Genomic DNA, 25249 nt, shown 5'->3' on the forward strand with positions numbered 1-25249 from the left:
GCCTGGGGCCCGGGTGATAGATCCAGGATGGAATGCAGCGGCCGAAGACTGATGGCTCGAACCAACTGGCCATGGACCTTGCTGGCCGGTGTCGCCCTGGCCCTGGCGCCGATGGCTGCCTGGGCCCATGCCGATCCGCACCCCGGTGGTGGGTTCGTGGCCGGTTTTCTACATCCAATCTGCGGCCTCGATCACGTCGTGGCGATGGTGGCCGTGGGCCTGTGGGGTGCGGTGCTCGGCCCGCCGGCCCTGTGGGTGCTGCCGGTGGCGTTCCCGATGGTGATGGCCTTCGGTGGTCTCCTCGGCCTCCTCGGCGTTCCGATTCCTGGGGTGGAGATCGGCATCGCCGTCTCAGGTCTGGTGATGGGTCTGATGGTGCTGTTCGAGCTCAGGCCACCGCTCGCTCTGGCGGCGCTGATCGTGTCCGCCTTTGCGGTGTTCCACGGCCATGCCCATGGCGCTGAACTGCCCGCCGGCAGCAATGCCCTCCTCTACAGCCTGGCTTTTGTGATCGCCACCGGCCTGCTGCACCTGGTTGGGATCCTGCTGGGCGAGACGCGCCGCTGGCACGGTGGGCGGCGTTTCGTGCAGGCGGCCGGCGGGTGCGTGGCGCTGGTGGGGCTGTGGTTTCTGGAGCAGGCCCTCACATGACCCTGCCGCTGGCCCATCTGGTCCCCACCGGCCTGGGCCCCTGGGGAGATGGGATGGCCCGGCTGTTCCTGGAGCCCACGGAGCTGCTGCTGGTGATCGGCCTTGTGCTGCTGGGTGTACAGGCCCGCCAGCCCTGCAGCGATCTCATGCCCGTGCTGTTGCCGCTGACCTGGTTGCTCGGGGGCCTGATTGGGATGGGTCTGCTGTCGGAACTGCTGCTAGCACTTCCCTGCACCGCCCTGGTGGCCTTGGTCGGGTTGCTCGTGGCCCTGGATGTGCGGCTGCGGCCTGTGTTGCTGTTGCCCCTGGCTGCCGCTCTTGCCTTGCTGTTCGCTCTGGTGGCGGGCTCGGCACTGGCCGGCCATCCAGGAGCGCTGGCGGCTCTGCTGGGGGAGACCGTGGCCATGGCAGTGGTGAGCACCCTTCTGTGCCAGTCGTTGGCGCCGCCCCACCCCCGCTGGCGGGCCCTCGGCCTGCGGGTGGGCGGCAGCTGGATCACCGCCGCCGCCCTGCTGATGCTGGGCTGGCTGGTCCGCCATCCCCAGTAGTGCCCCAGCGTCTCCGCAGCCACACAATGGAGACAACGGTTCCAGCGGGTCACTCCCTGGAGGCAATGAGGAAAGTCCGGTGGGGAGCAGGTTCGTCCTGCGCCGAGTCCGGCGCTGTCCCGCAGCTGTGATGGGAGCTCCGGTTCCCTCAGTCAGAACGCTCGCCGTGCCCAGCCCATCCATCACCGACGCGGACCGGATCCCACGATGACCCCATCCTTTTCGGCCAGGTCCCTGGCTCTGTTCGGCGCTGCCTCGGCCCTGGCGCTGCTTCTGGATCAGCCAGCCCAGGCCCACGGCATCGCCCACGGCGGCATCGCCGCAGGCTTCCTGCATCCGATCACTGGCGCCGACCACCTGCTGCTCCTGCTCGGCGTCGGTGCCGCCGCCAGCCACATCTCCTCCCAGCTCCTCCTCTGGGCCCTAGCCGGTGCCATTGGTGGTGGCGTGTTCGGGGCGTTGGGCGGCACCTTGCCGGCCCAGGAGTTCCTCGCGGCCCTTGCGATCACGGCGGTGGCAGTGCTGGTGCTCCGCAGCCTCCGCTCCAAGCAGAGCCCCAGGCTGGGCGCCTGCTCGGCACTGGTGGCCGCAGCCGTGGCGGTGCACGCCATGCTCCATGGCCTGGAGGCGCCGGCCGATTCTTCCGCCGCGCTCTGGTGGCTGGGGGCTTTCAGCGGCTCGGTGCTGGTGAGCGGCGGTAGCTTCCTGCTGCTGCGGCGCCTGCCTGTGGCCTGGACCCGTGGCGTCTGCCTGCTGCTCGCCCTCTGTGGCGGCGTGGTGGCCTTGGGGCCGATCGGGTTGCTGGTGCGCTGAGCTGGAACCCTGGAGGATTCGTCGCCTGCGGAACAAGGATCACCACCACTTTGATCCAGCTTCCTTGGACACGTCCACCACGCCCCTGCTGATCCGCTCCTACGAGGCGGCCGACTGGCCAGGGGTGTGGGCGCTTCTGGCGCCGGTCTTCCGCGCCGGTGAAACCTTCCCCCACGACCCAGCCATCAGCGAGGCCGAGGCCCAGCTGGCCTGGGTGAAGCAGAGCCAGGCGGTGATGGTGGCTTTGGATGCCACCGGTGCGCTGGTGGGCACGTATTACTTGTACTTGCGGCCCAACTCCATTGCCCTCGGCGCCCATGTGGCCAACGCGGGCTACGTGGTGGCCGAGCACAGCCGGCGCCAGGGAATCGGCAGCAGGCTCTGCCAGCACTCGCTGGCGGCGATGCGGCGGGTGGGTTTACAGGCCATGGAGTTCAACCTCGTGGTGAGCACCAACGCCGCTAGGATCCGCTGCTGGCAGCGAAATGGCTTTCAGTTGGTCGGCACGTTGCCGGGGGCGTTTCGCCACAAGCAGTTGGGCTATGTGGATGCGCTGGTGATGTTCCAGGGCCTGGTGGAGGGGCTGGCTCCATGAAGGTGGTGCCGCTGCGGCTGCAGCCAGGCGCTGACCTGCGCCGGGCGCTTGAGGGCTGGATGGGCGAGCAGGAAGAGAAGGCCGGCTGTGTGATCAGCGCCGTCGGCAGCCTGTCAGTCGCCCGGGTGCGCTTCGCGGGAGCATCTGAAGCCACCGTGATCCGGGGCGATCTGGAGATCCTCAGCCTGGCCGGCACCCTCTCGCCCGATGGCGCCCACCTGCACATCGCCGTGGCCGACAGCAGCGGCGCCTTTATCGGCGGGCACCTCTGCGCCGGCTCGCTGGTGCGCACCACCGCCGAGCTGGTGGTTGGCCTGCTGCCGGAGTGGCGGTTCAGCCGGGAGTTCGATCCGTCCACCGGCTACGCCGAGCTGCAGATCAGCCATCGCACATGAGCGCTACCTACAGACCTGCATCCTCCTGAGGTACCGGCTCCGGCATGGCCCTGTTCGGGTGCGGCTCAGTCAGGCGAGACGTCAGGCCCGCCCTCGGCGCTGGCGATCACCCCACTCGGCCTGCCCCACCTCGCACGCCGCGCAAGGGCTGACGCGAGTCGCTCAACTGCACTGAGCGACCATTGCGCGGCGCTGGCTTCTCCGGGGCGCAGCGGTGGGGTCGTTCGCCAGCCCAGCCATGGCCGCCACTCCCCTCGACCGCGCCTGCCCGATCCGCATCGTCTCGGTGCACCTGCTCGATGCCGCCGGTTGGCTGTTGCGAGTGCTGTTCCTGGATCGCGAGGGGCACTTCACTGCCCAGCCCTACTACCTGCCTCGCGAGGAGGCACTGATCCTGGCGGCAAACCAGCAGCTGCTCATCCGTCAGGTCGGGCCCTTCAGCCCGCTGCTGCTCGATGCTTGGTGGTGGTTGCATCAGAGGAAAGTAGGTCGACGGCGGGTGGTCACGGGTTGTGCTCCAGCACCAGGCGACAGAACTCCTTCAATTCTTCACTGCTCATGTCGTGCTTGGCGTCATTTGTGCGCCAGGCGCAAATGACGAAGTCGCAGATGGGCCTGCTATCGCGGTGATCGATGGTCGGTTGCAGTGCCCGCGCTCGCTTGTAGGTTGCGCCCTGCAACCCCGACTCGTCACTGTCGTAGTTGCCGAGCAGATCCCATCGCAGCTGTTCGCCCGTCCAGTAGTCGCGTCCACCGCAGTCAGCAATTGCGGCATGAACAGCTGCCTTGGCCTCACTGACCGAATAGTGGCCCCCACGTTGTTCGTCACGGCGGGCAAGTCCCTGAGCCTTTCCGCGCAGCCAGTTGTTGTAGGCAGTTGGAGTCAGGTGCTCGGCCACCCACGGCGGTGGCTGGTACTTGTGGCGGGTAATGACGCCTGGCAAGTCTGGTGTCACTGGTCGGATAACTCGAGCGGTCATGGCCAGGATGCTTTTGGACTGCTGGCCGCCTCCATGATCACCGCCAAGTGGGGGTAATGACACGGGCCTTTGCCCTACGAATGCCGCTGCTGGTATCCGGCATGGCCCTTCTGTCAAGCGACATTGAAAACCGAGCGCTGGCCTAGTTTTCGATGTCGCTTGACACATCCTGTGACCCATTCTCCGTCGCCACCCCTGGGATTGGAATTCCTAGGATTAATCGGACTCGATCCGTTGGCGATGGGCTCCCCTTTCTCCCCTGATCCTCAGACCCAACACCCGACCAGGGCTTGGGTCAATTTTTCCTCCATGGTCGCCATCGCTCTTTCAGCGGCCCTCGGGCTACCGGCCTGGGCCCGTGCGGGCACCACCCTGGATCCGGCACGGATCGTGGCCCAGTCTCCCGCACCCGCCATCACGATTCAGCAGGCCATCACCAAAGCCACTGCTGCCGTCCCCGGGGGAAGAGTGATCAAGATGGATCTCGACCGGGAGAAGGGCCGCGTGATCTGGGAGGCCTTGGTGGAGAGCCCAACGGGCCGATTCGAGATCTATGTGGACGCCACCACCGGACAGATTCTCAAGAAGGAACGCGACTACTGACGGTACGTCTTACCGGTGTTGCACGTCTGGCCGGTCCTTTACGCCCGTTGGGTCCGGGGCACCTGGAGCTGAACTCTTGAACGGTGCGATGGACGGCGACGGCGTGACACGCCAGGGAAGCCAGAGATCCGTCGAGAGTGTTGGAGCAGGGGCCGGATCGTCAGCGCGCTCCTGACGTCTGCCCCGGGGGAGTGTCATCCATCAAAGGGCCTCCGAATCCGATGCAGCAACGATCGGATGGCCTGCCGGCCAGGGCAATAGGGGTTTATGCCTGAGGGGTTGATGCCGTTGCTGCAGTGGTGGAGCTGGAGCACCTCGGCACTAGCAACCAAGCCCTGCAGGAGAGAGAGGCACAGGCCAACACCAACGCCGAACCCGGAAGCGATCCAGGATCTGTTGATGACGAACAAGCCCCCCACCCACAGCGAGCGCTACGACGAGGCCCTGCTCTGGACCGCTCAGCTGCACCGCTGCCAGTCCCGCAACGGCAAGCCGGTGCCCTACATCTCCCACCTGATCGCCGTCAGCGGCCTGGTCTGGGAGGATGGCGGCACGGAAGATCAGGCGATCGCAGGCCTGCTGCACGACGCCATCGAGGATGCGGGCCAGAGCCACACCTCAATTGCCCAGCGCTTTGGCGAGGAGGTGGCCGCCATCGTGCTCGACTGCACGGACACCGCCGAGGGCCTGACCGGTGCCGGCAAAGAACCCTGGCTGGTGCGCAAGACCCGTTACGTGGCCGCTCTTGATCACAAGAGTGAGGGCTCGTTGCGGGTGACAGCAGCTGACAAGGCCCACAACGCCCGCGACCAAGTGCTCGATGCCCGCCGCAATCCTGCCAGCTGGGATCGCTTCAAGGCGGGGCTCGACGGCACCGCCTGGTACCTACTGCGCATCCACCAGAGCCTCAATCACCGGCTGCCCAACAGCCGCTCCAACGAACTGCTCGGTGAGGCCGTGAACGAGATCCTCGCCAGTGAGGCCTACGGGCACCTGGTGCCATCCGGGATTGCCCCGGCGGTGTGGGCGGCGGGGTACCTGGAGCGACCGGAGACGCACCGGCGCGGCTCAACGGCCGGCGGATCGAGCAGCGGCGCTGCCTGACAGACGCCTAAGGCCCCGATCTACGCGCCACCGTTGCTCGTTGGCCCCGGCGGCACATTGCTCCCCCATGGGCCCGCGCACCGATGGACAGTCCCGTTCATGGCGTCGAACGCCGTCAGCCTGCTTCCAACCGGGGCAGCGTGACAGCTCCTGCCCCAGCGAGGCGGCGACATTCGGCCACGGGAGTGGCTCAGCCCAGCACCGGCTGCAGCCCCAGATGCTCCACGTAGGGCAGGAAATCACGATCACTGAACAGCAACGGCAGGTTGGCCTCGATGCAGGCGGTGGCGATGATCCCGTCGATCGTCTTGCGCACCGTGATCCCCTTGCTGCGCAGCTGCCGGTAGTTCTCTGCCGCCACCCAGGCGTTGCGTCCCTCCAGCATCGGCAGCAGGGTCAGCGACTGGAACAGCTGCCGGGCCTTGGCCACATCACGTCCATGGCGGAATCCCTGCAGCACCTCCACCAGGATCAGATCGCCGATCGCCAGCGGCCTCTCCCCGAGCAGCCCATCGAGGCGCTCCACCTCGGGCGTGCTGACCCCGTTGAAAAAGTCGATCCAGACCGAGGAATCAACGACGATCACGCCGCTACATCGGGCCCATCAAGCCGTTGGGCCTCTAGGTCACCGTCCCAGTGGAGCTGGCCGCGGAACGCCCGCATCTCACCCTGCTGCTGCAGCCGCACCAGGGTGCGCAGGCCCAGTTCCACGGCCTCCCGCTTGCTGCGGGCCCCACTGACCTGCATGGCCTGCTGCATCAGGTCGTCGTCGATGACGATGTTGGTGCGCATGGCCCTGCCATCACCGCTGATGTGTAAAGCGTAGGCCATTCGTACACATGCGGGGCCGTGGAACAGACAGGTCCGGCAAGGGTCGCCCGAGCCATCGAGCCGGCCCCTTCAGCCAAGGACCAGCTCCAGCTCGCGCCGCTGCGGCGAGCCGGGCACCTGCAGCTGGGCCCAGAGCCAGTGCCGGTAGCGGGCTGGGCCGGCCCACATAGACCTGACCGGGCAGGGGATCAGAGAGCTGGCCGCGACGGGCCTTGCCGATCGTGATCTCCATGGCGCCTCCACCTGGCAACAACACCCAACGCCAAGGAAGCTTCGGCGGCAATGGCAGAACTGGATGGTGGCTCCGGTGGACGCCTGGGGCAAGATCTGCAGCAGAGTCACCACAGCTCTGGAAACCATCCCTCGGCCGAGCTGTGCAGCTTCAGAATCAAGCTTCTGCCGTAAGGCTTGGCTGCTGGTTATGGCGTGGAGCAGTGCATTCCGCAACCCTGTGCGAATGGCGTAGTACGGGGAATGAGCAGCGTTCAGTATCGCTTTGCAGCATGACCACCCCACCGTCCAAAGGTCTGCCCGAATCAGGGCGCCGGACGTTTTGTGCTCATTTTGTGCTCAACCCGCTGGGCCGATGCCTGAAAAGTCAATCGGGGCGACAGGATTCGAACCTGCGACCTAGTGCTCCCAAAGCACCCGCGCTACCAAGCTGCGCCACGCCCCGATAGGGAGACCTTAGTTCACGGGCCTTCAAGCCGTCAGGAGTTCTCGGACGGCCAAGCCCGGCATCCCCCCACCTCACCCCCAGCGCCGCCGCCGGCTGACGGTCACGTTGCCGTCGAAGCCGGGAACCGGCACCCGGCACTTGCAGACTTCCACCGCCAGGGGAATCGTCCCGTAGCAGGCTTCAAGGGCATCGAGGATCCGCTCGCTGTAGTGCTCCAGGGTGAGGCAGCGGATGGTGCGGGCCTGCTGCTGCAGCGCCGCAATGCCGCGGCCGTAGTCGAAGCCCTGGCTGAGGTCGTCACTGCGGGCCACGGCGCCCAGATCCACCCCCAGAGAAAAGGCCAGCTCGAACCACTGGCCGTGCAAGCGCTCGCGCTCGTACACCCCCACATGGGCCCAGAGCCGCAGACCGCGCACATGGATCGCCTCGGTCACAGGGGCAGGGGGCGATGGCTGAACTGCCGCCGGCCTTCGGCGTAGTCGGCGGCGATGTGGCCCTCACCGCGCAGGCGGTAGCGGTAGGTGACCAGCCCCTCGAGCCCCACCGGGCCTCGAGGCGGCAGGGTCTGGGTGCTGATGCCCACCTCAGCGCCGAAGCCGTAGCGGTTGCCGTCGGCGAAGCGGGTGGAGCAGTTCAGGAACACCCCGGCGCTGTCCACGGCCCGCAGGAACCGGTCGGCGGCCGCCGGGTCGGCGGTGGCGATGGCGTCGGTGTGGCGGGAGCCGTGGCGTCTCACATGCTCCAGGGCCGCCTCGAGATCCTCCACCACCTTGACGTTGAGGATCAGATCCGAATACTCCGTGTCCCAGGCGCCGGGCCCGGCCGCCTGCTCCACCCCCAGGGCGCAGGCGGCGGCATCGCCCCGCAGCTGCACCGCCGCCGCCGCGAAGGCCGGCAGCGCCGCCGTCAGGAACGCTGGTGCGATGGCCTGGTGCAGCAGCAGGGTCTCGATGGCATTGCAGGCCGCCGGGTACTGGATCTTGCTGTCGAGGGCGATGCGCAGCGCCAGGGCCGGATCGGCGGCCCGGTCCACATACAGATGGCAGATGCCGTCGGCGTGGCCGAGCACGGGGATGCGGGTGTTGTCCTGGATGAAACGCACCAGGGCGTTGGAGCCCCGGGGAATGATCAGATCCACCAGGCCATCGAGCCGCAGCAGCCCCAGGCTCTCGGCGCGGCTGGTTAGCAGCTCCAGGCTGCCAGGGGCCACGGCGCTGGCGGCCAGGCCCCGCTGCAGGGCCGCCACGATCGCCTGGCAGCTGCGGCTGGCCTCCCGGCCCCCTTTGAGCAGGGCGCCATTGCCCGAGCGGATTGCCAGCGAGGCGATCTGCATCACCGCATCGGGCCGGGCCTCGAAGATCACCCCCAGCACCCCCAGGGGCACACTCAGCCGCTCCAGCACCAGCCCCTCATCGAGTTCGGTGTGCAGTTGGCGCCGGCCCACCGGATCCTCCAGGGCCGCCACCTGGCGTACGCCGGCGATGGCGCCCGCCAGTTTGGCGCCATCCAACTTGAGGCGGGCCACCAGGGCTGGTGCCAGCCCCTCGGCAGCCGCGGCCGCCAGGTCGGCGCGGTTGGCCTCCAGGATCTCGACGCTGGCCGCCTCCAGGGCCTCGGCCATCGCCTCGACGGCGGCACGGCGTTCGGCATCGCCGCATTGGCCCAGGGCCATGGCGGCGCGGCGCACCGCCGCGGCCCGCTGCAGCAGCTGGGGGTCGGGCTCCGGCACGACGCTGGCGGGCGGGGTGATGGTCTGGCTCATGACGGCCATTCTCCCAAGCGATCCAGCGCCAGCCGCACCGCCCCCAGCCGGCCGGCGCCATTGCCCAGCGCGCAGCGGCGGATCACCAGACCCTCCCGGCTCACCGCCAGCACCCGCTGCTCCACTTCCCGCCAGACCGCCGGCAGGAAATGGTGGCTGGCGCCGCTGAGGCCGCCGCCGATCAGCACCAGCTCCGGGGTGAGCACGTAGAGCAGCGAACTCAGCCCCACCCCGAGCAGGCGTCCATAGGCCTGCCACACCGCCAGGGCCTCGGTGTCGCCGGCATCGGCACGGCGGCAGAGCTCCATTGGATCGAGCGGGCTGAGGCGGGCCAGGCCGCCGAGGCTGCAGAACTGCTCCAGGGAGCCCCGGTTGCCGCTGCGGCATTCGGGGCCATCGGGATCCACGCCGATCAGGCCCGGTTCGGCCGCCGCGCCGCCGTGGCCGGTGAACAGCTGGCCGCCGAGCAGCACCGCCCCGCCCACACCGGTGCCAAGGGTGAGCAGCAGCACGTTGTCGACACCCCGGGCCGCCCCCTGCCAGGCCTCACCGAGCAGGGCACAGTTGGCGTCGTTGCCCAGGATCACCCGCCGCCCCAGCTCGGCTTCCAGCCAGGCGGCCAGGGGTACATCCCGCCAGAGCGGCAGGTTGATCGAAATCCGCGCCACCCGGCCCGCCGCATCGCAGGGCCCCGGCAGACCGAGGCCCACCCGGCCGGCGAGGCGATCGGGGTCGATGGCCGCGACGGCCTCGGCCAGGGCCACGCACACCGCCCCCGGCATCGCCGGCTGGGGGGTGGGCACCTCGGCCTCGGCAAGCAACGCGCCCTGCTGATCACAGCGGGCCAGCTTGATGGCCGTGCCGCCCAGATCGATGCCGATCAGCTGGGCCTCACCGGGAGGTCGGGCGGGAGACGACGCCATCAGAAGCGCAGGAACACCTGCAGCAGCGACTGCCAGGCCCCTTCGGTGTCGACCGAGGTCTGCAGGTTGAAGGTGTCGGAGGCCTTGTAGGTGAGCGTCACCTGGGGGGGCACATCGGAACGGTTCGGGGCCGCCAACACCGACATGCTGAAGCGGTTGGTGATGTCAACGCCGATCTCGGCGCCCAGCACCAGCTGGGGCGGCACCCGCCGGCTGGTGCGTTCCCGCTCGGTGTCGATCGACTGGTTCACGTAGGTGGGGTAGAGGGCCAGGCTCACCCGCTGACCGAAGGCGTCGCTGAGCGAGGCCAGCAGCGGCGACAGCAGGGTCTGGCCCACCACCGTGGCCAGGGCCGCCCCGGCACCGCCGCCGCTCAGACCGGCCAGGGAGTTGCCACCGATCAGGGCCACGAGCCGCTCCTGCGGCAGGGGGGGGCTGCTGCGCAGCGTGAGGTTCTCGGCGATACGGTCGGCCGGACCGCTCACCGCCACGACGACCAGGATCAGGTTGAGCTGGTTGAGGGCCGAGAGGCCGGCCTGGTTGGGGGCGTTCTGCACCGAGGGTCCCACCTCCCCCACCCCGGACGGGGACAAGACGCTGAGGCTGTCGGAGATGCGGGTGCGCAGGGCGATGTCGAGGTAGGGCACCAGCCCCATGGAGGGGGTGAAGATCGCCACGTTGGGGGCATCGGGATCGAGGCTGAAGCTGGTGGTGAACAGGCTCAGCCGTCCCCCCAGCAGCCGCACCACCCCGGAGGCCCGAAGGGAGGGATCGAGGCGGCCATTGATGCGCAGCCGGCCGGCCGTGGTGAAGTTGGCGATGTTGGGGATCACCACCCGCAGATCCGGACCCAGCCGCAGGGTCAGGTCCTCGAAGGCCAGGTAGGGAAAGCGGGGCACCGAGCCGCGCAGGGCTTCGGCGGTGGTGGACTCCACATCGGGACCGAGCAGCACCAGGGGCTGGTCGAAGGTCCACTTCGACTCCAGCAGCTCGGGCATGGTGCGCGGCTGCACCGGCTGGTCGGACACCGGCTCGCTCGCCGCCAGCTGTCCAGGCTGGACGTTGATCGTGCCGCGGCCGATCGCCACGTCGCCGCCCAGCACCGGGGCCAGCAGGCTGCCGCTCAGGTGCAGCTGCCCATCCCCCACCGCCACCACGCGCGGCACCGAGAAGGGCACCTGCTCCAGCTTCATCACCAGGGTCTTGTCTTCGGCGAGGGGACGGAACAGCCCCAGACGACCGTCGCCGACGACCACACCCTTCGGCCCCACCCGGGCGCGGAACTCCTGCACCACCAGCTGCTCGAAGTCGAACAGGATCGTGGCTTCCACCTCGCGCACCTCCTGGCCGATGAAGCGGAAGCTGAGCTCCCGCAGGCGCAGGAAGCCGTTTGCGATCGGATCGTCGAGGCTGCCGCGCACCAGCAGCTGCAGGTCAGCGCCACCCTCCTGCCACGTGAAGGCCTGACCCCCCAGACGGGTGAGGAAACGCAGGCCATCGCCCCGGGTGGCGAGGCGCAGTTCGAGGCCCTGCTGCGACGCCACCAGCGGGATGGTGCCCGACAGGTCGACGCTGCGGGAGGCTCCCTCGGCCCGCAGGGCTAGATCCAGCCCGATCCCTTCGGCCTTCAGCTCCACCCGCCCCCGCTCCAGCGCCAGGGCCTCCTCGCCGAGGCGGCCCTCCACCAGGGCCAGATCGAGGCTGAGCTCGGGGCGAGCGCCGCCCAGCCGGTAGCGGCCCCGGGCGGCCAGAGCGCCGCGCAGGTTCTCCGGCAGGGGGGTCAGCAGGGCCAGCAGGGAAAGGGGCAGGTCGGCGAGGCTGAAACTGCCGCTGCCCCCCGTGAGCGGACCCTCCAGCCGCACCTCGAACGGCTTGCCGGCCAGGGCCTGGGCCCGGTCGCCCTGGTTGTACCAGAGGTGGCCGGTGGCCTTGAGGTCGGCCCTGGTGCGGGCGAAATCCGGGCCGCTGAGCAGCAGATCGGCATCGATCCGGGCCTGCAGGCGCTCGAGCCGTTCGGCCCGGCTGGCCCGGCTGGCCGCCTGGACCCTGGCGGCGACCCGCTGCTCCGCCTGGGCCAGGGCCAGCAGCTGGTCGGTGACCGTGCCGGCCATGGTGTCGATCACCAGGCTGCCCAGGTCGCTGGCCCGGCCGCGCTGCGGCGCCGGCGCCCCGCGCCAGATCGGCCAGGCGTCGTTGAGCTGGCGGAACAGCAGGGTGGACAGCTGGCGGGCCTCGAAGCGGGCCCGGAACGGACCGTTCCAGCGCCCGGAAACCGTTGCGGCGATGCTGCCCTCACCGAGGGGCTCGATCTGGCCGTTCACCCGGTACTGGCGGTCGTCGTAGGCCACATCGGCCTGGATGCGGCGTCCCCCCACCCCGAGGAACTGGGGCGAGAGCAGCTCCACCCGGCCGTCGAAACTGAGGGGCTGCAGCCCCAGCCGGCCGCTACCGCTGAGGTCCCCCTCCAGGGGGCGCAGGCGGCGGTTGGGTCCGGTGGCCACCGACAGGCCCCGCAAGGGGAAGGCGCGCGCCACCCAGCGGTAGCCCGCCGGCCGGCCGTCGAGGCTCAGCTGGCCGCCGTCCCGATCGATGGCGGCCCGCACCGGTTGCCAGCGACGGTCGAGCAGGGCCGTGATCCGTCCCTGCGGCGTCGGCGCCACCGCCGTCAGATCCAGGGAACGGTCCTTGAGGCTGCCGCTCCAGGTTTCCCGCAGCAGCAGGGGACCCGCCCCGGGCTGCTCCAGGCGCAGCTGCAGGTCGGGACGCAGTTCCGCCAGGGGCCCGGCGATCGTGCCCGCCCCATCCAGCTGCCCCTGCAAGGTGGTGCCGAGCAGCGGATTGAGGCGGGCCAGGGGATAGTCCTGGACATCGACGCGGGCCAGCAAAGGACCGGCCACCAACCCCTTGCCCGCCTGGAAGGACAGGGGCAGCTGGGCGGTGGCCTTGAGGCGGTCGGCCTCGAAGCGCTCCAGCCGCAGCAAACGGTCGCGCCACACCAGCGCCGCCTGCCAGGGGCCCAGGAGCCGCTGGGACGCCTGGCCCGTCTCCAGCCGCAGGCGCGGCGCCGCCAGGCGGCCATCGGCCCGCAGGCGGCCGGCGAGGGGCTGCCGCAACCACTCCGGCAGCTTGGCGGCGGCGGGAAAATCATCGGGATCCAGGCGCCAGCGGGCGTCGAGGGCCAGCGAACGGCCGACACTGCCGCTGGCCCTGAGCGTGGAGCGACCCAGCCGGCCATCGAGCCGGGTGAGGCGCAGCAAGCCATCGCCCCAGCGTCCCTTGAGGTCGGCCTGCAGGGGTTGGCGCCCCAGGGGATGGCGCGGTGGCGGCTGGACGACGAGCTGGAGGTCCAGGCGGCGATCCGCTTCGGCCCTGGCGGTCAGGCGGCCGCCCCAGGTCCCGTAGCGCCAGGGGCTGGCGGGCAGGATCAGGGCCCTGTCGCGACAGCTGAGGGGCAGCCGCTCCGCCGTCAGCGGCACCGAGCCGGTCTGCAACTGCCAGCGCAGATCCCGCAGCTCCAGGCCGCCATCGCAGCGGGCCAGGCCCTTGTTGATCGTCAGCCCCAGGCGCCCGTCGGCCACACCGGCGAGGCTCCCCCCAGCCCGGTCACCGGAGGGAAACAGCGACCGCAGCGGGGCGAGGGGAAAACGGCGGGCCGTCAGCCGGCCCAGCCACTGCTGCGTCTGCCACTGCCCCCCGCCGTCCACCAGGAGCGAGCCGCCGCCGGCCGGGGGGGCCAGCCGCAGGCCCAGGTCGATCTCGCGGCGGTGCAGGCGCACGGCCACCTGGCCCGAAAGGGTCAGATCGAGGGGCCGAGCCGTGGCTCCGGCGCCCCAGACGCGCACGGCGCCGGGCTGGAGCAGACCCAGGCGCAGGTCGATCCGTGGGGGCTCGCGGCCGGGGGGCGCCGACCCCAGCACCCAGAACTGCCCCCTGGCGTTGCGGCGCAGGTCGGCGCGGGCCCCCTTGAGGCCCAGATCCAGCACGGGCCCGCGCAACAGCAGGCTGGCCATGGGGTCGAGGCGCAGCCGCACCGCCTCCACTGTCGCGGTGGAGCTGTCCTGAGGGCCGGCCAGAAAACGGCTGGGGCCGATCCAAACGCCATCGGCGTTCAGGCCCCGGTAGGGACCCAGGGCCAGCGGACGGCCCATGGCCGTGCCGATCTGGCGCTCCAGGGTCGGCCTGAAGCGCCCGTAGAGGTCACCGACAATCCGGTCGAACCAGAAGACTCCGGCACCCAGCCCCGCCCCGAGCAAACCCACCGCGAGCAGTCCCTTCCCCACGCGCCGGCGGGCGGCTAAAGACTGTCTGTCAGGCTTCCAACGCATCCACCGGGGTCGGTTGCCGTCCATGGCGGCCGCAATATAGGGGGCTTGTCACGCCTTCCCCAGCCCCATGGCCGCTGATCCGATCCTGCTTGTGGCCGGCACCTGGCTGGGTGCCGCCAGCGGCGTGCTGGCGGTGCTGACCATCGCCGGATTCCTGTCCCGCTGGGGGATCCGCTTCCGTCTGGTGGGAATCACCAGTTTCACGGCCCTGCTCTCGCTCTCCTGCCTGGCCTTCTCCATCAGCTACAACCCGCGGGTGAGCGTGCCGGGAGCGATCCAGGTGCCCGTCGTGTTCGACAACGGCACCGATCTGGTCATTGCCGCCGCACCCGCTGATCTGGAGAGCGCCGCAGCGGCCCCCAGCGTGGAGCAGGTGGCGCGCAACCTGCGGGGCAGCGGCCGTGGCGGCAGTGCCGGCCAGGTCCGGGTGCGGCTGCGGCGGGTCGAAGCCGTCGAGCCAGGCCTGGCACGGCCCGTGGTGCTGGCGGAAACCACCCGCGAGCAGGCGACCAGCAGCCTCGACGACGCGGTCTGAACCCCAGTGGTGCACCCCTTCCAGCCAGCGGGCCACATGCGGCGGGAGCAGCAACGCCTGCGCCGGGCCGGCATCGAGAGCTGGGACGACCTGGCGGCCTTGGATGACGGGCAACTGCGGCAGCTGGCGGCCTCCGGCGAGGCCAGCGAAGCCAAGCTGATCCGCCTGCGGGGTCAGGCCCGGCTGGTGAGCGCGGTGGGGCTGGCCCCGGAGGAAGCGGCTCTTTTGCTGCATGGAGGCATCGCCAACCCCGCCGGCCTGGCCGGCGCCGATCCCCAGCAGTTGCTGCTGCAGCTGGGACGGCTGCAGCGTCGTCTCACCGGGGCCGCCGTGGCTCCGGTGGACCTGCCCCTGGTGCTGGGCTGGATCCGCCGAGCCAAGCAGGCGTCCGGTCGCTCCCCGAACTGACCCACAGGCCCGCGCCACCCCGGCGGGGGTGACTGGAATGGAGAAAACGGACGGAGGCAGTGATGCCCCCAGCAATCCGCCTTTCTCCCCTTAAAGCCACGAACCACTCCTTTCGCAGGCGCCTCACGGCCCTGCTCTGCGCCACCTGCCTTACGGCCGTGGCGGCGCCCATGGGGCGCGCCCAATCCGCCCTGCTGGAATCGGTGAAGCAGAACCCGGCCCTGGCCCAGAGCCTCTGCCAGCAGTTCCGCCAGCTGAACGCCCAGGGCGTCTCGGCCACCTCCAAGGCGTCGATTTCCAGCCTGGCCAGCAGCCGCAGCCTGAGCCCCATGGATGCCGAGGTGCTGGCCACCTATGTGATCGGCCTGCACTGCTCCACCGTGTTCTGAGTCCCGTGGTCTGGGCCCGGGACGCCACCCTGCTGCTGGCGGATGGGGCGCGGCTGGTGAGCCGTGTGTGGCACCCCGACGGGCAGGGCCCCTGGCCCGTCCTGCTGATGCGCCAGCCCTATGGCCGGGCGATCGCCTCCACGGTGACCTACGCCCATCCCAGCTGGTATGCCGGCCACGGGTTCCTGGTGGTGGTGCAGGACGTGCGCGGCCGGGGGGTGTCCGATGGCCGCTTCGATGGCTTCACCCAGGAGGCGGCCGATGGCGCCGCCACGGTCCGCTGGGCCCGGACGCTGGAAGGCAGCAACGGCCGTGTGGGCAGCTACGGCTTCTCCTACCAGGGCCTGACCCAGCTGCTCAACAGCGGGGGCGACGACGCCGCAGCCCTGCCGGACTGTCTGGCCCCGGCGATGTGTGGCCTTGACGAGCGCCTGCACTGGGCCAGCGAGGGGGGCGCCCACTGGTGGGCCCTGGGGCTGGGCTGGGCTCTGCAACTGGCGGCGGAGGGCTGCCGTCGCCGCGGCGATGGGGCCGGCTGGCGGCAGATCCGCCGCAGCCTGCAACTGGGCCAGTTCAGCGACGAGGGGCTGGCCCTGCTGGAGCGCCACGACCCCAGCGGCATGGGCCTGCGCTGGCTGCGGCAGGATGCCACCCGCCCGGAGGGCTGGACGGTCCACACCGTGGCGCCGGCACTGCTGCGACGCCCGATGCTGCTGATCGGCGGCTGGCATGATCCGCACCTGAATGGCGTTCTGGATCTCTGGGCCCGGGCCCGCGCCGCCGGCGGCCGCCCCGGGCTCGTGATCGGCGCCTGGAGCCACCTCGATTGGAACGGCGGCCTCGACAGCACGCTGCTGGCCTTCTTCCAACGCCATCTGCAGGAGGCAACAGTTGCGGCCCCCAGCCCGCCGGCGGCCCCCGAGACCCCCATCCACCTGCAGTGCTGCGCCAGCGGCGCCTGGCACAAACTGGACGATCCCAGCGAGCCGCAGGGGGCGGCCCTCAGCTGGTCGCTGCATTCGATTGGTCTGGCGGCGATCCGCTGCGATGAAGGGGAACTGCGGCCGGAGCCGGCGGGGCAGGGCGTGGTGGTGCTGGTGCACGACCCCTGGCGGCCGGTGCCCGGCCGGGGCGGCCATCTCGGCCTGGTGCCCGGACCGGTGGAACGCGCTGACCTGGATCGGCGTGCCGATGTGGCCTGCTTCAGCAGCGCCCCCTTGGAGCAGGATCTCTGGCTGATCGGCACCGTCCGCCTGCAGCTGCGGGTGAGCGCCGACCAGCCCAGCTTCGATCTCTGCGGCGCCCTCTCCGAGGTGAGTCCGGACGGCCAAAGCGTGCGCCAACTGAGCACCGGCGTGGCCCGCTTCGGCCCTGAAGAAGCCGCCGCCGCAGGCCCCCGCAGCCTGGCCCTGCAGCCGCTGGCGACCCTGGTGGCCGCCGGTCAGCGGCTGCGGCTGTCCCTGGCGGCGGCGGCCTGGCCGCTGATCGCCGTCAATCCCGGCGACGGCAGCCTGCCGGCGGGTGGCAGCAGCGCTGCCCACCGGGTGATCAGCCTGACGCTGGAGCTTGACGGCAGCCGGCTGGGCCTGGAGCCCCTGATTCGGGCAAACTGAGCCGAATCGAACCCCGTCGCCCATGCCGCGCCCCCAACCGCGCCGAGCCCTGATCGGCCTGACGCTGCTCCTGAGCAGCCTGGCGGTCCTGGCGCCACGGGGGGCGTGGGCCCAGGCCGTGCCGCTTCCCACCAGCAGCGGCCAGCCGAGCGCCGCGCTGAGCGAAGCCAAGGCCCGCGCCGCCGCCGAGCGGTTCCTGGCCACGATCCGCAACGGGGACGCCCAGGCGCGCTTCAACCAGTTCTCGCCGGCCCTGCAGCGCGTCAGCAGCCCCAGCATGGTGGCGGCCACCATGAAAACCCAGCCCAAGCTGTTGCGCTGGGCGATCCGCAGCATCCAGCCCGGCTACGACTCGAGCACGGTGGAGGCCACCCTGTTCACCAGCGCCGGCCAGCGCGATCTGCTGATGGTGATCGATGCCGAGGGCAAGATCGATGGCTATCACTTCGACGTCACCGACCAGCCCGCCGAAAAGGTGGTGCGGGACTTCATCAGCGCCCTCTCGGCGGGTCACTTCATCTCCGCCAGCAGCTTCCTGTCCCCGGTGATGCAGGAGCAGATTTCCCAGGCCCAGCTGCAGCAGAAATGGTTCAACCTGCAGCGCATCACAGGAAATTTCGTGCGGGTGAAGCGCATCCATCGAGCCGAGAGCACCCCGGACATGCGGCTGGTGATTGTCAACACCGAGTTCAATCGCCTCACCGACAACCTGTTCGTGACCCTGGATGCCCAGAACCAGATCGTCGGCGTGGATTTCCCCACGGATCCGGCCCCTCCCTCGCCGGCGCGCTGAGCAGGCGCTCCCACCGACGTAAGCTCCCGGCGCATGCCCGCCCCATCTTCCATGGCCCTGTCCAGCCTCGAATGGATGGTCGATGATGCCCATCGGCTGGCGGAATGTCGCCACGACCATCCCTTCTCCGTGCTCGGACCGCAGCCCCTGGATGGCGGTGGCTGGGTGGTGCGGGCCTGGATGCCGGACGCCCATTCGGTGGAGTTGTTGCTCGGGGGCGAGCGGCTGGCCATGGCCAATCCCCACCATCCCTGGATCTTCGAAACCCGCTTGGAGGCCGACCCCGGCTGCGGCTATCGCCTGCATGTGCAACGGGGCGGCATCGAGCACGAGCAACACGACCCCTGGGCCTTCCGCCATGAGTGGATGGGGGATCTCGACCGGCACCTGTTCGCCGAGGGCAACCACCACCACGTCTGGCGGCGCATGGGTGCCCACGTCGTCGAACGGGACGGCGTCGCCGGCGTGCAGTTCTGTCTGTGGGCGCCCAATGCCCGCAGCGTGGCCCTGCTGGGCCATTTCAACGGCTGGGACGGCCGCCATCACCCCATGCAGCAGCGGCTCGGGGGCGCCTGGGAGCTGTTCATCCCCGGGCTGGGCGTCGGCGAAACCTACAAGTACGAGGTGAGGGCCCAGAACGGTCACTGCTATCAGAAGGCCGACCCCTACGGCTTCCGCCATGAGATCCGGCCGAACACCGGCTCGATCGTGGCCCAGCTGGGCACCTATCAGTGGAACGACAGCGCCTGGATCGAGGAGCGCGATGGCCGCGATCCCCTGCCCCAGCCGATCGCGGTGTACGAGATGCACCTGGGCAGCTGGATGCATGCCGCCGCCGACCAGCCCTTCATCGAAGCCGACGGCAGCGCCCGGCCACCCGTGCCCGCCGCCGACATGAAACCGGGGGCCCGGCTGATGACCTACCCGGAACTGGCCGACAGGGTGATCCCCTATGTGAAGGAGCGGGGCTTCACCCACATCGAGCTGATGCCGATCTCGGAGCATCCCTTCGATGGCTCCTGGGGGTATCAGGTCACGGGCTGGTACGCGCCGACCAGCCGCTTCGGCAGCCCGGACGAGTTCCGCGCCTTCGTCGACCGCTGCCACGCCGAGGGCCTCGGTGTGATCCTCGACTGGGTCCCCGGCCACTTCCCCAAGGACAGCCACGGCCTGGCCTTCTTCGATGGCGCCCACCTCTACGAGCATGCCGACCCCCGCATCGGCGAGCACAAGGAGTGGGGCACGCTGATCTTCAATTACAGCCGCAACGAGGTGCGCAACTTCCTCGTCGCCAACCTCATCTACTGGTTCGAGGAGTTCCACATCGATGGCATCCGGGTGGATGCGGTGGCCTCGATGCTTTATCGCGACTACCTGCGCCCGGATGGGGAATGGCTGCCCAATGAACAGGGCGGGCGTGAGAATCTCGAAGCCGTGCGCTTCCTGCAGCAGGCCAACCACGTGCTGTTCCAGCACTTCCCCGGCGCCCTTTCGATCGCCGAGGAATCCACCACCTGGCCGATGGTGACCCAGCCCACCGACATGGGCGGCCTGGGGTTCAACCTCAAGTGGAACATGGGCTGGATGCACGACATGCTCGATTACTTCGAGCTGGATCCCTGGTTCCGCCAGTTCCACCAGAACCACGTCACCTTTTCGATCTGGTATGCCTTCACCGAGAACTTCATGCTGGCCCTGAGCCACGATGAAGTGGTGCACGGCAAGAGCAACCTGCTGCACAAGATGCCGGGGGACGACTGGCAGAAGTTCGCCAATGTGCGCGCCCTGCTCGCCTACATGTGGACCCACCCGGGCAAGAAAACGATTTTCATGGGTATGGAGTTCGGCCAGCGGGCCGAATGGAACGTCTGGGGCGATCTGCAGTGGGAACTGCTGCATTACGAGGCCCACAAGGGCCTGCTCAACCTGGTGGACGACCTCAACGTCTTCTACAAGTCGGAGGCGGCGCTGTGGGGCGATGACTTCGACCAGTACGGCTTCCAGTGGATCGACTGCAACGACAACCGCCATTCGGTGATCAGCTTCATGCGCCGCGACAGCGGCAGCGGCCGCTGGGTGGTGGTGGTGGCCAACTTCACCCCCCAGAGCCATTCCCACTACCGGGTGGGTGTGCCCCTGGAGGGCTTCTATGCCGAGGTCTTCAACACCGACAGCAGCCGCTACGGAGGCAGCAACCTCGGCAACCTGGGCGGCCGCTTCACCGATGCCTGGGCCATCCACGACTACCAGAACTCGCTCGAGCTCTGCCTGCCCCCCCTGAGCGTGGTGGTGTTGCGTCTGGACGAGACCCGCAGCCTTGCCAGGCCCCAGCCCGGCGAGTCCTGAGACCCGGATCCCGCCACCGCCGAGGCTTCTACGGCCACCTGCTGATCACCACCTTGCTGGTGATCGCCGCTTTTCTGTTCACCGGCCCCGAGGCGAAGCTGCCCTGGCTGGGGTACCTGTATCTCACCGCCGTACTGACCTTCCGCCAGCCACCGATCGAGAGCCTGGGCGCTTCCCAGAGTCTTGGGCGGCTGCATCGCCCTGTGGGTCTGACCTGTATGGCGGCGGAGGCCCTCTGGCTGCTGCGTCCTGATCTGCTGCGCTTGGTCGGTCCCGCCCTGCTGGTGCTCTACACCCTGTTCCTCGGCCTCTGCCTGCGGCGGCTGATCCACTGCCTTGCCGCCGAGGAGCGGGTGGACGGCGCCGTACTGGCCGGGGCCACCGCCGGCTATCTGCTCCTGGGCCTGGGCGGGGGCCTGCTGCTGGTGCTGTTGGAGAGCCTCCAGCCCGGCAGCTTTCGCGACAACATCAACGGCTTGACGCTGGTGTTGCCACAGGACACCAAGGACATCGGCGGGGCCGATTGGGAGCAGACCGTTCAGCGACTCCATTACTTCTCCTTCGTCAGCCTTACCACCCTCGGGTATGGCGACCTCACACCGGTGAAACCCGCTGCCCGCCTGGCCGCCGTGGCCCTGGCGGTACTGGGCCTCCTGTACACCTCCGTGGTGCTTGGGGTCCTGATCAGCCGGTTCGGGCCCATCGACCCTCCCTCGGGGCGACAGCGGTGACACCGTCGCGCCCAGCGTTTCAGCGTCCGTCAGCCATCGATGGCACGGCGGCGTCGACCACTCCGGCCGTCGGATCGACCAGCCCGGTCTCCAGCTCCAGCACGGAGCGGTCGAGGGCCTGACGGGTGAGGCTGGTGAGCAGGGAGGCGCGGCTGGCCTGGAGGTCCCGCTGCACCAGAAGCACTTCGGTGAGCGGATCCACCAGGGCGCGGTAGCGCAGCTGGGCATCGCGCAGGGCCCGTTCGCCGGCCCGCACCGCCTCCTGGGCTGCCGCGATCGCCGCCGCGGAGCTGCGCAGGTCGCTCCAGGCACGGCTCACGTCCTGGCGGATCCGCTGGCGGGCCAGGTCCGCATCGGCGGCCAGCAGGTCGGCCTGGCGCTCGGCGAGCCTTGCCGTGGACGCCGCCCTGCCGCCATCCCAGAGCGGCTGGCGCAGCAGCAGGGCCGCGCCCCAGTTGCTGAAGCTGCCGCTGGCCGAACCGTTCTGGTTCAAGTCCGGCAGGGGCAGCTCCGCCCCCCCCCGCAGCGTTCCGCCCTGCCGCAGCACCGGTACCGCCAGGCGGTTGCCGCTGTAACCGACCCCAGCGACCAGGGCAAGGGAGGGCATCAGGGTGGCCCGTGCTGCCCGGGCCTCCTGGGCCTGGGCCTGCTGCTGGCGGCGCAGGGCCTCCAGCAGCGGCCGTTGCCGCAGGGACGCCTCCACGGTGGCCGCCAGATCGAGGGGCCAGGGCGGTTGTTCGCGGATCGGATCGGCGGCGCGCAGGTCACTGCCGCTGGCCAGGCCCATCAGGGTGGCCAGACTCTCCCGATCCGTCAGCAGGCGAGCCTGGCTCTGCTCCAGTCCCATCTGGTCGGAGGCGCGCAGGGCCCGGGCCCGCTCGAGATCGAGCCGGGCCGCCAGCCCCTTGCTGAGAAAACTGGCCACGGTGCGCTCCAGGGCCGTAGAACCCGCCAGGGCCTGGGCCCACACCGGCACCAGGGCCTGGCTGAGCTGCAGCTGGCGGTAGCCGTTCACCAACTCGAAGCGGGCCTGCCGCTCGCTTTCCTGCAGGGTGGCTTCGCCGCTGCGTTGCTGTTCACGGCTGGCCCGCAGCAGGGCCAGGCGGCCGAGGGGCAGCAGGTCGGCATCGACCAGCAGCCCCACGTTGGCGAAGCTGTTGCGGAGCTCGGCGTAACCGTTCGGCTGCAAGGAGAAGCTGATGTCGCCGAGGGTGGGGAGGTTGGTGAGCAGCCCCACCGAGCTGTTCACTCCGGTGTAGCTGGCGAGGCCCACCAGGCTCAGGCGCGGCAGCAGCAGGGCCTTGTTCAGCTGCACCAGTGCTCCGTCGCGCTGCAGCTGGCGGCGGGCCCGCTCCAGCCGCAGGGAACTGGGCAGCGCCTGCTGCAGCACCTGCTCCAAGCTCAGGACCTGGGCCATCGCCGGGGAACACGGCATCGCCAGGGCCACCAGCGCGGCCAGGGCAGCCAGGGGCCGGACGCTGCCGATCGCGCCTGCACATCGGGACAGGCGGAAGGCCTTCAAAACGGGGGCGCAATGTGGCGCCAAAAGTAGCTCAATTTCGGCGCGATCTTCCTCTACGCTCTGGGTGTTTCAGGCCCGTTGCGGCCTTCTCCGGCCCGCCATGGCCCCTGCCACGCTCGGCCGGATCTACGCCATCCTGCCCACCCTGCTGGTGGCCGCCGCCACCGGCGTGTGGGCGCTAACCCCAGCCATTCCGGTGATCGTGCGCGGCATGGGGGTGATGGCACCGCCCGATGCCCGCCGCGGCTTCTATGCCCGCGGCCCCGGCGAGGTCCAGGATCTCAAGGTGGCCGTCGGCGATCGGGTGCAGGCCGGCCAGCTGCTGTTGACCCTGAGTCAGGTGGGCCAGAGCGCTCCTGGGGCGGGAGCCGGGCCGGAGGGCAGCCCCCAGGCCACCACAGCCCGGCTGGTGGCCGTGGCCCAGCGCCAGGCGGTGCTGAAGGTGCAGAGCCTCGCCCTCGACGACCACCAGCGGGCTCTGCAGACCCGGCGCGAGCAGATCGAGGCCACCAACCGTCCGGTACGAAGCCAGCTGAATGCCCTGGAGAGCCTGCGCAAGGACGATGTGATCGCCCGCTACAGCCCGCTGTGGGTGGGCGCCCAGAACCTGTGGCTGCGCAACCGGGCCGAGATCTCGTCGGTGGAGGCCCTGCAGGCCGATCTGCGCGTCCGTCGGGCCGCGCTGCAGGCCGAGGCCGCCCTGCTGGGGGCCGAGAGGGCCTCCCTGCTCAGTGCTGAGCTGGCCCAGGACGTGTTCAGCCCCGTGGCGGGCCAGGTGCTCGACCTGGCGGTGCTGACCGGCCAGCCGGTGCTGCCCGGCCAGCGGCTTGGCAGCATCGCCCTGGCCAGCCTTCGCCCGGGCCGGGAAGCGGTGGTGCTGTTCACCGCCGCCGACGCCACGCGCCTGCGGGTGGGCGAGGAGGTGCAGCTCAATCCCCAGCTGCTCAGCCGTGACAGCTTCGGCAGCGCCGAGCAGCGCTACGGTCTTGTGGCCGGCCGGCTGCTGAGTCTCTCGCGCGAAAGTGTCAGCGCCGAAGAGGTGGCGGCCCGAGTCGGCAGCCGGGAGGAGGCCCTGAACCTGATGGCCAGCGCCCGGGAGCGCTCCTATGGCGACGGCGGCGACCTCACGGCCCAGCTGCCGGGGCGCACGGGTGCTCCGCTGGTGCTGGCGGTGGTGGAACTGGAGGCGGCGGCCACCCCATCAGGACTGCGCTGGAGCCGCGGCCGCGGTCCGGCCGGCCCCCTGCCCACCCGCACCCCCGCCGAGGTGGAGGCCGAGGTTGAGCGGCGCAGCCTGGTCAGCTACGTGACGCCGTTCTGGCGCTGGCTGGCGGGGCTGCGCTCATGATCGATCGCCGCGTCCTGCTGGCCCCCTGGCGCCGGCCCCTGCCGTGGCTCAGCCTGGCGCTGCTGCTGCTGTGCCTGCGCAGCGACCCGCCCCGTCTCTGGTTCTGGCTGGCGCTGCTGCTCATCAGCCTGGTGATGGGGTTGATCCAGGGCCTGGCCCGCCCCCGGCCATGACCCCTGTCGCCAAGGAGCCGGCGGCTCCATGGCACCGGTCACTGCGGCTGGTGCTCTGCATCGCCCTGGCCTCGGGTCTCACCTGGTCGATCTGCCACAGCTTCGGCCTGGGGGGGGCGACGCCCTACGGCGTCGTGATCGCCGCCCTGATGGTGCGTCCCCGCTTCGACCGCTGGCCGGCGCCGGTGTTCCTGCTGCTTCCCCTGGTGGTGGCCGTCGGCCTGGGGCTGGGCACCGGTCTGCGGCCGCTGCTGCAGGCCCCCCAGGTCTGGCAGTTCGCGGTGGTCACCGCCTGCGCCCAGCTCCTGGGTCAGGCCCTGCCCGACCGGCTGCTGGTGGTGCGCAACCTGCTGGCGGTACTGGCGGTGCTGCCGCTGCTGAGTGCCGACGCCACCTGGCTGGTCGCCTGGAAGCAGCTGCTGGCGGTGACCGTCGGCATGGCGGTGGCGGCGGGGCTGCAGGAGGGACTGCGGCTACCCGGGGAGGGGGTGGGCAGCGCACCGGAGCCGGAGCTGGACCTGCCCCCACGGGGCCTCGGCCAGCGCTTCGCCGATTCCTTTTTCTGGCGCAAGGTGGTGGTGTCGATGCTGGCCCTCAGCATCGGCCTCGGCGTCGGTGCCGTGACACCCAAGTACCTGTATTTCGGGGTGGTGCTGCTGCTCAACGACAGCCTGGGCGCCACCCTGGGCCGGGTGCGCGACCGCATGGTGGGGGTGAGCCTGGGGGTGCTGATGCCCTGGCTGGTGTTCAACACCCTGGGGGTCGATCCGGTGACGGTGGCGATCGTGATGGGTGGCACCACGGCGCTGCTGCTAACGCTTGGCCTGCTGCCCCACCTGCGCACCGCCCTGATCTCCAGCGGGGTCACCTTCGTGGGCTACGGCGTCCTCACCGACTGGTACGTACCAAGCCGCTGGCTCGACTACCTGATGGGCTCCGCTCTGGCCCTGCTGGTCTGTCTGCTGGTGCGGCCCGTCTCGGCCTTGCGCCGCTTCCGGGCCCTGGCCCGCGGCCAGCAGGAGCTCCCGGGGCCGATGGGCCTCGGTCCTGACCTGGCGGCCCTGCTACCCAGCGCCCTCGAGGAAGCCCGGCTGCTGGGCCAGGAGCAGGACTTCCTCCGCCTGCTGCAGCAGCTCCAGCCGGAGGAGGCCCAGGCGGTGGCCCCATGCCACGACAGGTGAC

General features: G+C 70.0%; 25 protein-coding genes, 1 tRNA gene and 1 riboswitch. Of the genes, 17 read left to right on the plus strand and 9 right to left on the minus strand.

Annotation, left to right across the window (positions count from 1 at the left end; genetic code table 11):
* Positions 1–51: 51 nt before the first annotated feature.
* From KBY95_RS00665 to KBY95_RS00685, 5 genes are all read left to right on the plus strand, one after another.
* Positions 52–651 carry a HupE/UreJ family protein gene (locus KBY95_RS00665; RefSeq protein WP_254962756.1) on the plus strand — a complete coding sequence of 200 codons (600 nt, stop codon included), beginning with the start codon at positions 52–54 and terminating at the stop codon, positions 649–651.
* Positions 648–1199, plus strand: a complete 552-nt coding sequence (locus KBY95_RS00670; RefSeq protein ID WP_254962757.1) for a hypothetical protein — start codon at positions 648–650, stop codon at positions 1197–1199. The genes KBY95_RS00665 and KBY95_RS00670 overlap by 4 nt, the downstream gene beginning before the upstream one ends.
* Positions 1200–1218: 19 nt before the next feature.
* A riboswitch (cobalamin riboswitch) is annotated at positions 1219–1383 on the plus strand.
* Positions 1384–1406: 23 nt separating this feature from the next.
* Positions 1407–2012, plus strand: a complete 606-nt coding sequence (locus KBY95_RS00675; protein WP_254962758.1) for a HupE/UreJ family protein — start codon at positions 1407–1409, stop codon at positions 2010–2012.
* Positions 2013–2076: 64 nt separating this feature from the next.
* Complete coding sequence (locus KBY95_RS00680) at positions 2077–2607, plus strand: GNAT family N-acetyltransferase (protein WP_254962759.1); 531 nt, start codon at positions 2077–2079, stop codon at positions 2605–2607.
* Positions 2604–3002: a PPC domain-containing DNA-binding protein gene (locus KBY95_RS00685; protein ID WP_254962760.1), complete on the plus strand. Its 399-nt coding sequence runs from the start codon at positions 2604–2606 to the stop codon at positions 3000–3002. Before KBY95_RS00680 ends, KBY95_RS00685 begins: the two co-directional genes overlap by 4 nt.
* Before the next feature lie 503 nt (positions 3003–3505).
* Here KBY95_RS00685 and KBY95_RS00690 read toward each other — a convergent pair.
* On the minus strand, positions 3506–3901 hold the full coding sequence (locus KBY95_RS00690; RefSeq protein WP_254962761.1) for a hypothetical protein: 396 nt from the start codon (positions 3899–3901) through the stop codon (positions 3506–3508).
* A 390-nt stretch (positions 3902–4291) separates the two neighbouring features.
* Here KBY95_RS00690 and KBY95_RS00695 point away from each other — a divergent pair, with 390 nt between their 5' ends.
* Positions 4292–4585, plus strand: a complete 294-nt coding sequence (locus KBY95_RS00695) for a PepSY domain-containing protein (RefSeq protein ID WP_254962762.1) — start codon at positions 4292–4294, stop codon at positions 4583–4585.
* Positions 4586–4984: 399 nt separating this feature from the next.
* Positions 4985–5689: an HD domain-containing protein gene (locus KBY95_RS00700; RefSeq protein ID WP_254962763.1), complete on the plus strand. Its 705-nt coding sequence runs from the start codon at positions 4985–4987 to the stop codon at positions 5687–5689.
* A 190-nt stretch (positions 5690–5879) separates the two neighbouring features.
* Here KBY95_RS00700 and KBY95_RS00705 read toward each other — a convergent pair whose 3' ends face one another.
* The 7 genes from KBY95_RS00705 to KBY95_RS16345 form a co-directional block, all read right to left on the minus strand.
* Positions 5880–6275: a PIN domain nuclease gene (locus tag KBY95_RS00705; RefSeq protein WP_254962764.1), complete on the minus strand. Its 396-nt coding sequence runs from the start codon at positions 6273–6275 to the stop codon at positions 5880–5882.
* A complete protein-coding gene (locus KBY95_RS00710) occupies positions 6272–6520 on the minus strand; it encodes a type II toxin-antitoxin system VapB family antitoxin (protein WP_254962765.1) in 249 nt (82 codons plus the stop codon). The genes KBY95_RS00705 and KBY95_RS00710 overlap by 4 nt, the downstream gene beginning before the upstream one ends.
* A gap of 602 nt (positions 6521–7122) precedes the next feature.
* A tRNA-Pro gene (locus tag KBY95_RS00715) sits at positions 7123–7196 on the minus strand.
* Between the two features lie 74 nt (positions 7197–7270).
* Entirely contained in the window at positions 7271–7633 is a 363-nt protein-coding gene (locus KBY95_RS00720; RefSeq protein ID WP_254962766.1) for a dihydroneopterin aldolase, read from the minus strand.
* Complete coding sequence (locus tag KBY95_RS00725; RefSeq protein WP_254962767.1) at positions 7630–8961, minus strand: glutamate-5-semialdehyde dehydrogenase; 1332 nt, start codon at positions 8959–8961, stop codon at positions 7630–7632. Before KBY95_RS00725 ends, KBY95_RS00720 begins: the two co-directional genes overlap by 4 nt.
* Positions 8958–9884 carry an ROK family protein gene (locus KBY95_RS00730; RefSeq protein ID WP_254962768.1) on the minus strand — a complete coding sequence of 309 codons (927 nt, stop codon included), beginning with the start codon at positions 9882–9884 and terminating at the stop codon, positions 8958–8960. Before KBY95_RS00730 ends, KBY95_RS00725 begins: the two co-directional genes overlap by 4 nt.
* A complete protein-coding gene (locus KBY95_RS16345; RefSeq protein ID WP_315858875.1) occupies positions 9884–14164 on the minus strand; it encodes a translocation/assembly module TamB domain-containing protein in 4281 nt (1426 codons plus the stop codon). Before KBY95_RS16345 ends, KBY95_RS00730 begins: the two co-directional genes overlap by 1 nt.
* Before the next feature lie 112 nt (positions 14165–14276).
* On the opposite strand from KBY95_RS16345, the gene KBY95_RS00740 reads away from it, so the two are divergent.
* The 7 genes from KBY95_RS00740 to KBY95_RS00770 all read left to right on the plus strand — a co-directional run bounded on the left by KBY95_RS00740 (position 14277) and on the right by KBY95_RS00770 (position 21024).
* The gene (locus KBY95_RS00740; RefSeq protein WP_254962769.1) at positions 14277–14744 is read left to right on the plus strand and encodes a DUF2518 family protein; all 468 of its coding nucleotides are present in this window, start codon (positions 14277–14279) and stop codon (positions 14742–14744) included.
* Between the two features lie 6 nt (positions 14745–14750).
* On the plus strand, positions 14751–15152 hold the full coding sequence (locus tag KBY95_RS00745) for a DUF4332 domain-containing protein (RefSeq protein WP_254962770.1): 402 nt from the start codon (positions 14751–14753) through the stop codon (positions 15150–15152).
* Between the two features lie 170 nt (positions 15153–15322).
* Positions 15323–15541 carry a hypothetical protein gene (locus tag KBY95_RS00750; RefSeq protein ID WP_254962771.1) on the plus strand — a complete coding sequence of 73 codons (219 nt, stop codon included), beginning with the start codon at positions 15323–15325 and terminating at the stop codon, positions 15539–15541.
* Between the two features lie 5 nt (positions 15542–15546).
* The gene (locus KBY95_RS00755) at positions 15547–17154 is read left to right on the plus strand and encodes a CocE/NonD family hydrolase (RefSeq protein ID WP_254962772.1); all 1608 of its coding nucleotides are present in this window, start codon (positions 15547–15549) and stop codon (positions 17152–17154) included.
* Between the two features lie 22 nt (positions 17155–17176).
* Entirely contained in the window at positions 17177–17947 is a 771-nt protein-coding gene (locus KBY95_RS00760; RefSeq protein ID WP_254962773.1) for a DUF3887 domain-containing protein, read from the plus strand.
* 51 nt (positions 17948–17998) lie between these two features.
* Entirely contained in the window at positions 17999–20293 is a 2295-nt protein-coding gene (gene glgB / locus KBY95_RS00765; RefSeq protein ID WP_254962774.1) for a 1,4-alpha-glucan branching protein GlgB, read from the plus strand.
* 59 nt (positions 20294–20352) lie between these two features.
* Positions 20353–21024: an ion channel gene (locus KBY95_RS00770; protein ID WP_254956952.1), complete on the plus strand. Its 672-nt coding sequence runs from the start codon at positions 20353–20355 to the stop codon at positions 21022–21024.
* Between the two features lie 19 nt (positions 21025–21043).
* Here the strand turns inward: KBY95_RS00770 and KBY95_RS00775 are convergent, their stop codons facing one another.
* Entirely contained in the window at positions 21044–22441 is a 1398-nt protein-coding gene (locus tag KBY95_RS00775) for a TolC family protein (protein WP_254962775.1), read from the minus strand.
* A 205-nt stretch (positions 22442–22646) separates the two neighbouring features.
* Between KBY95_RS00775 and KBY95_RS00780 the strand changes: the two genes are divergently transcribed.
* Genes KBY95_RS00780 through KBY95_RS00790 form a run of 3 tightly spaced genes read left to right on the plus strand, consistent with a single transcriptional unit; the run spans position 22647 to position 25248 of the window.
* The gene (locus KBY95_RS00780; RefSeq protein WP_254962776.1) at positions 22647–23894 is read left to right on the plus strand and encodes a hypothetical protein; all 1248 of its coding nucleotides are present in this window, start codon (positions 22647–22649) and stop codon (positions 23892–23894) included.
* Positions 23891–24067, plus strand: a complete 177-nt coding sequence (locus KBY95_RS00785) for a hypothetical protein (RefSeq protein ID WP_254962777.1) — start codon at positions 23891–23893, stop codon at positions 24065–24067. The genes KBY95_RS00780 and KBY95_RS00785 overlap by 4 nt, the downstream gene beginning before the upstream one ends.
* Positions 24064–25248 carry an FUSC family protein gene (locus KBY95_RS00790; protein WP_254962778.1) on the plus strand — a complete coding sequence of 395 codons (1185 nt, stop codon included), beginning with the start codon at positions 24064–24066 and terminating at the stop codon, positions 25246–25248. The genes KBY95_RS00785 and KBY95_RS00790 overlap by 4 nt, the downstream gene beginning before the upstream one ends.
* Position 25249 lies beyond the last annotated feature (1 nt).

Source organism: Cyanobium sp. Aljojuca 7A6, assembly GCF_024346455.1.
Taxonomy (GTDB): Bacteria; Cyanobacteriota; Cyanobacteriia; order PCC-6307; family Cyanobiaceae; genus Cyanobium.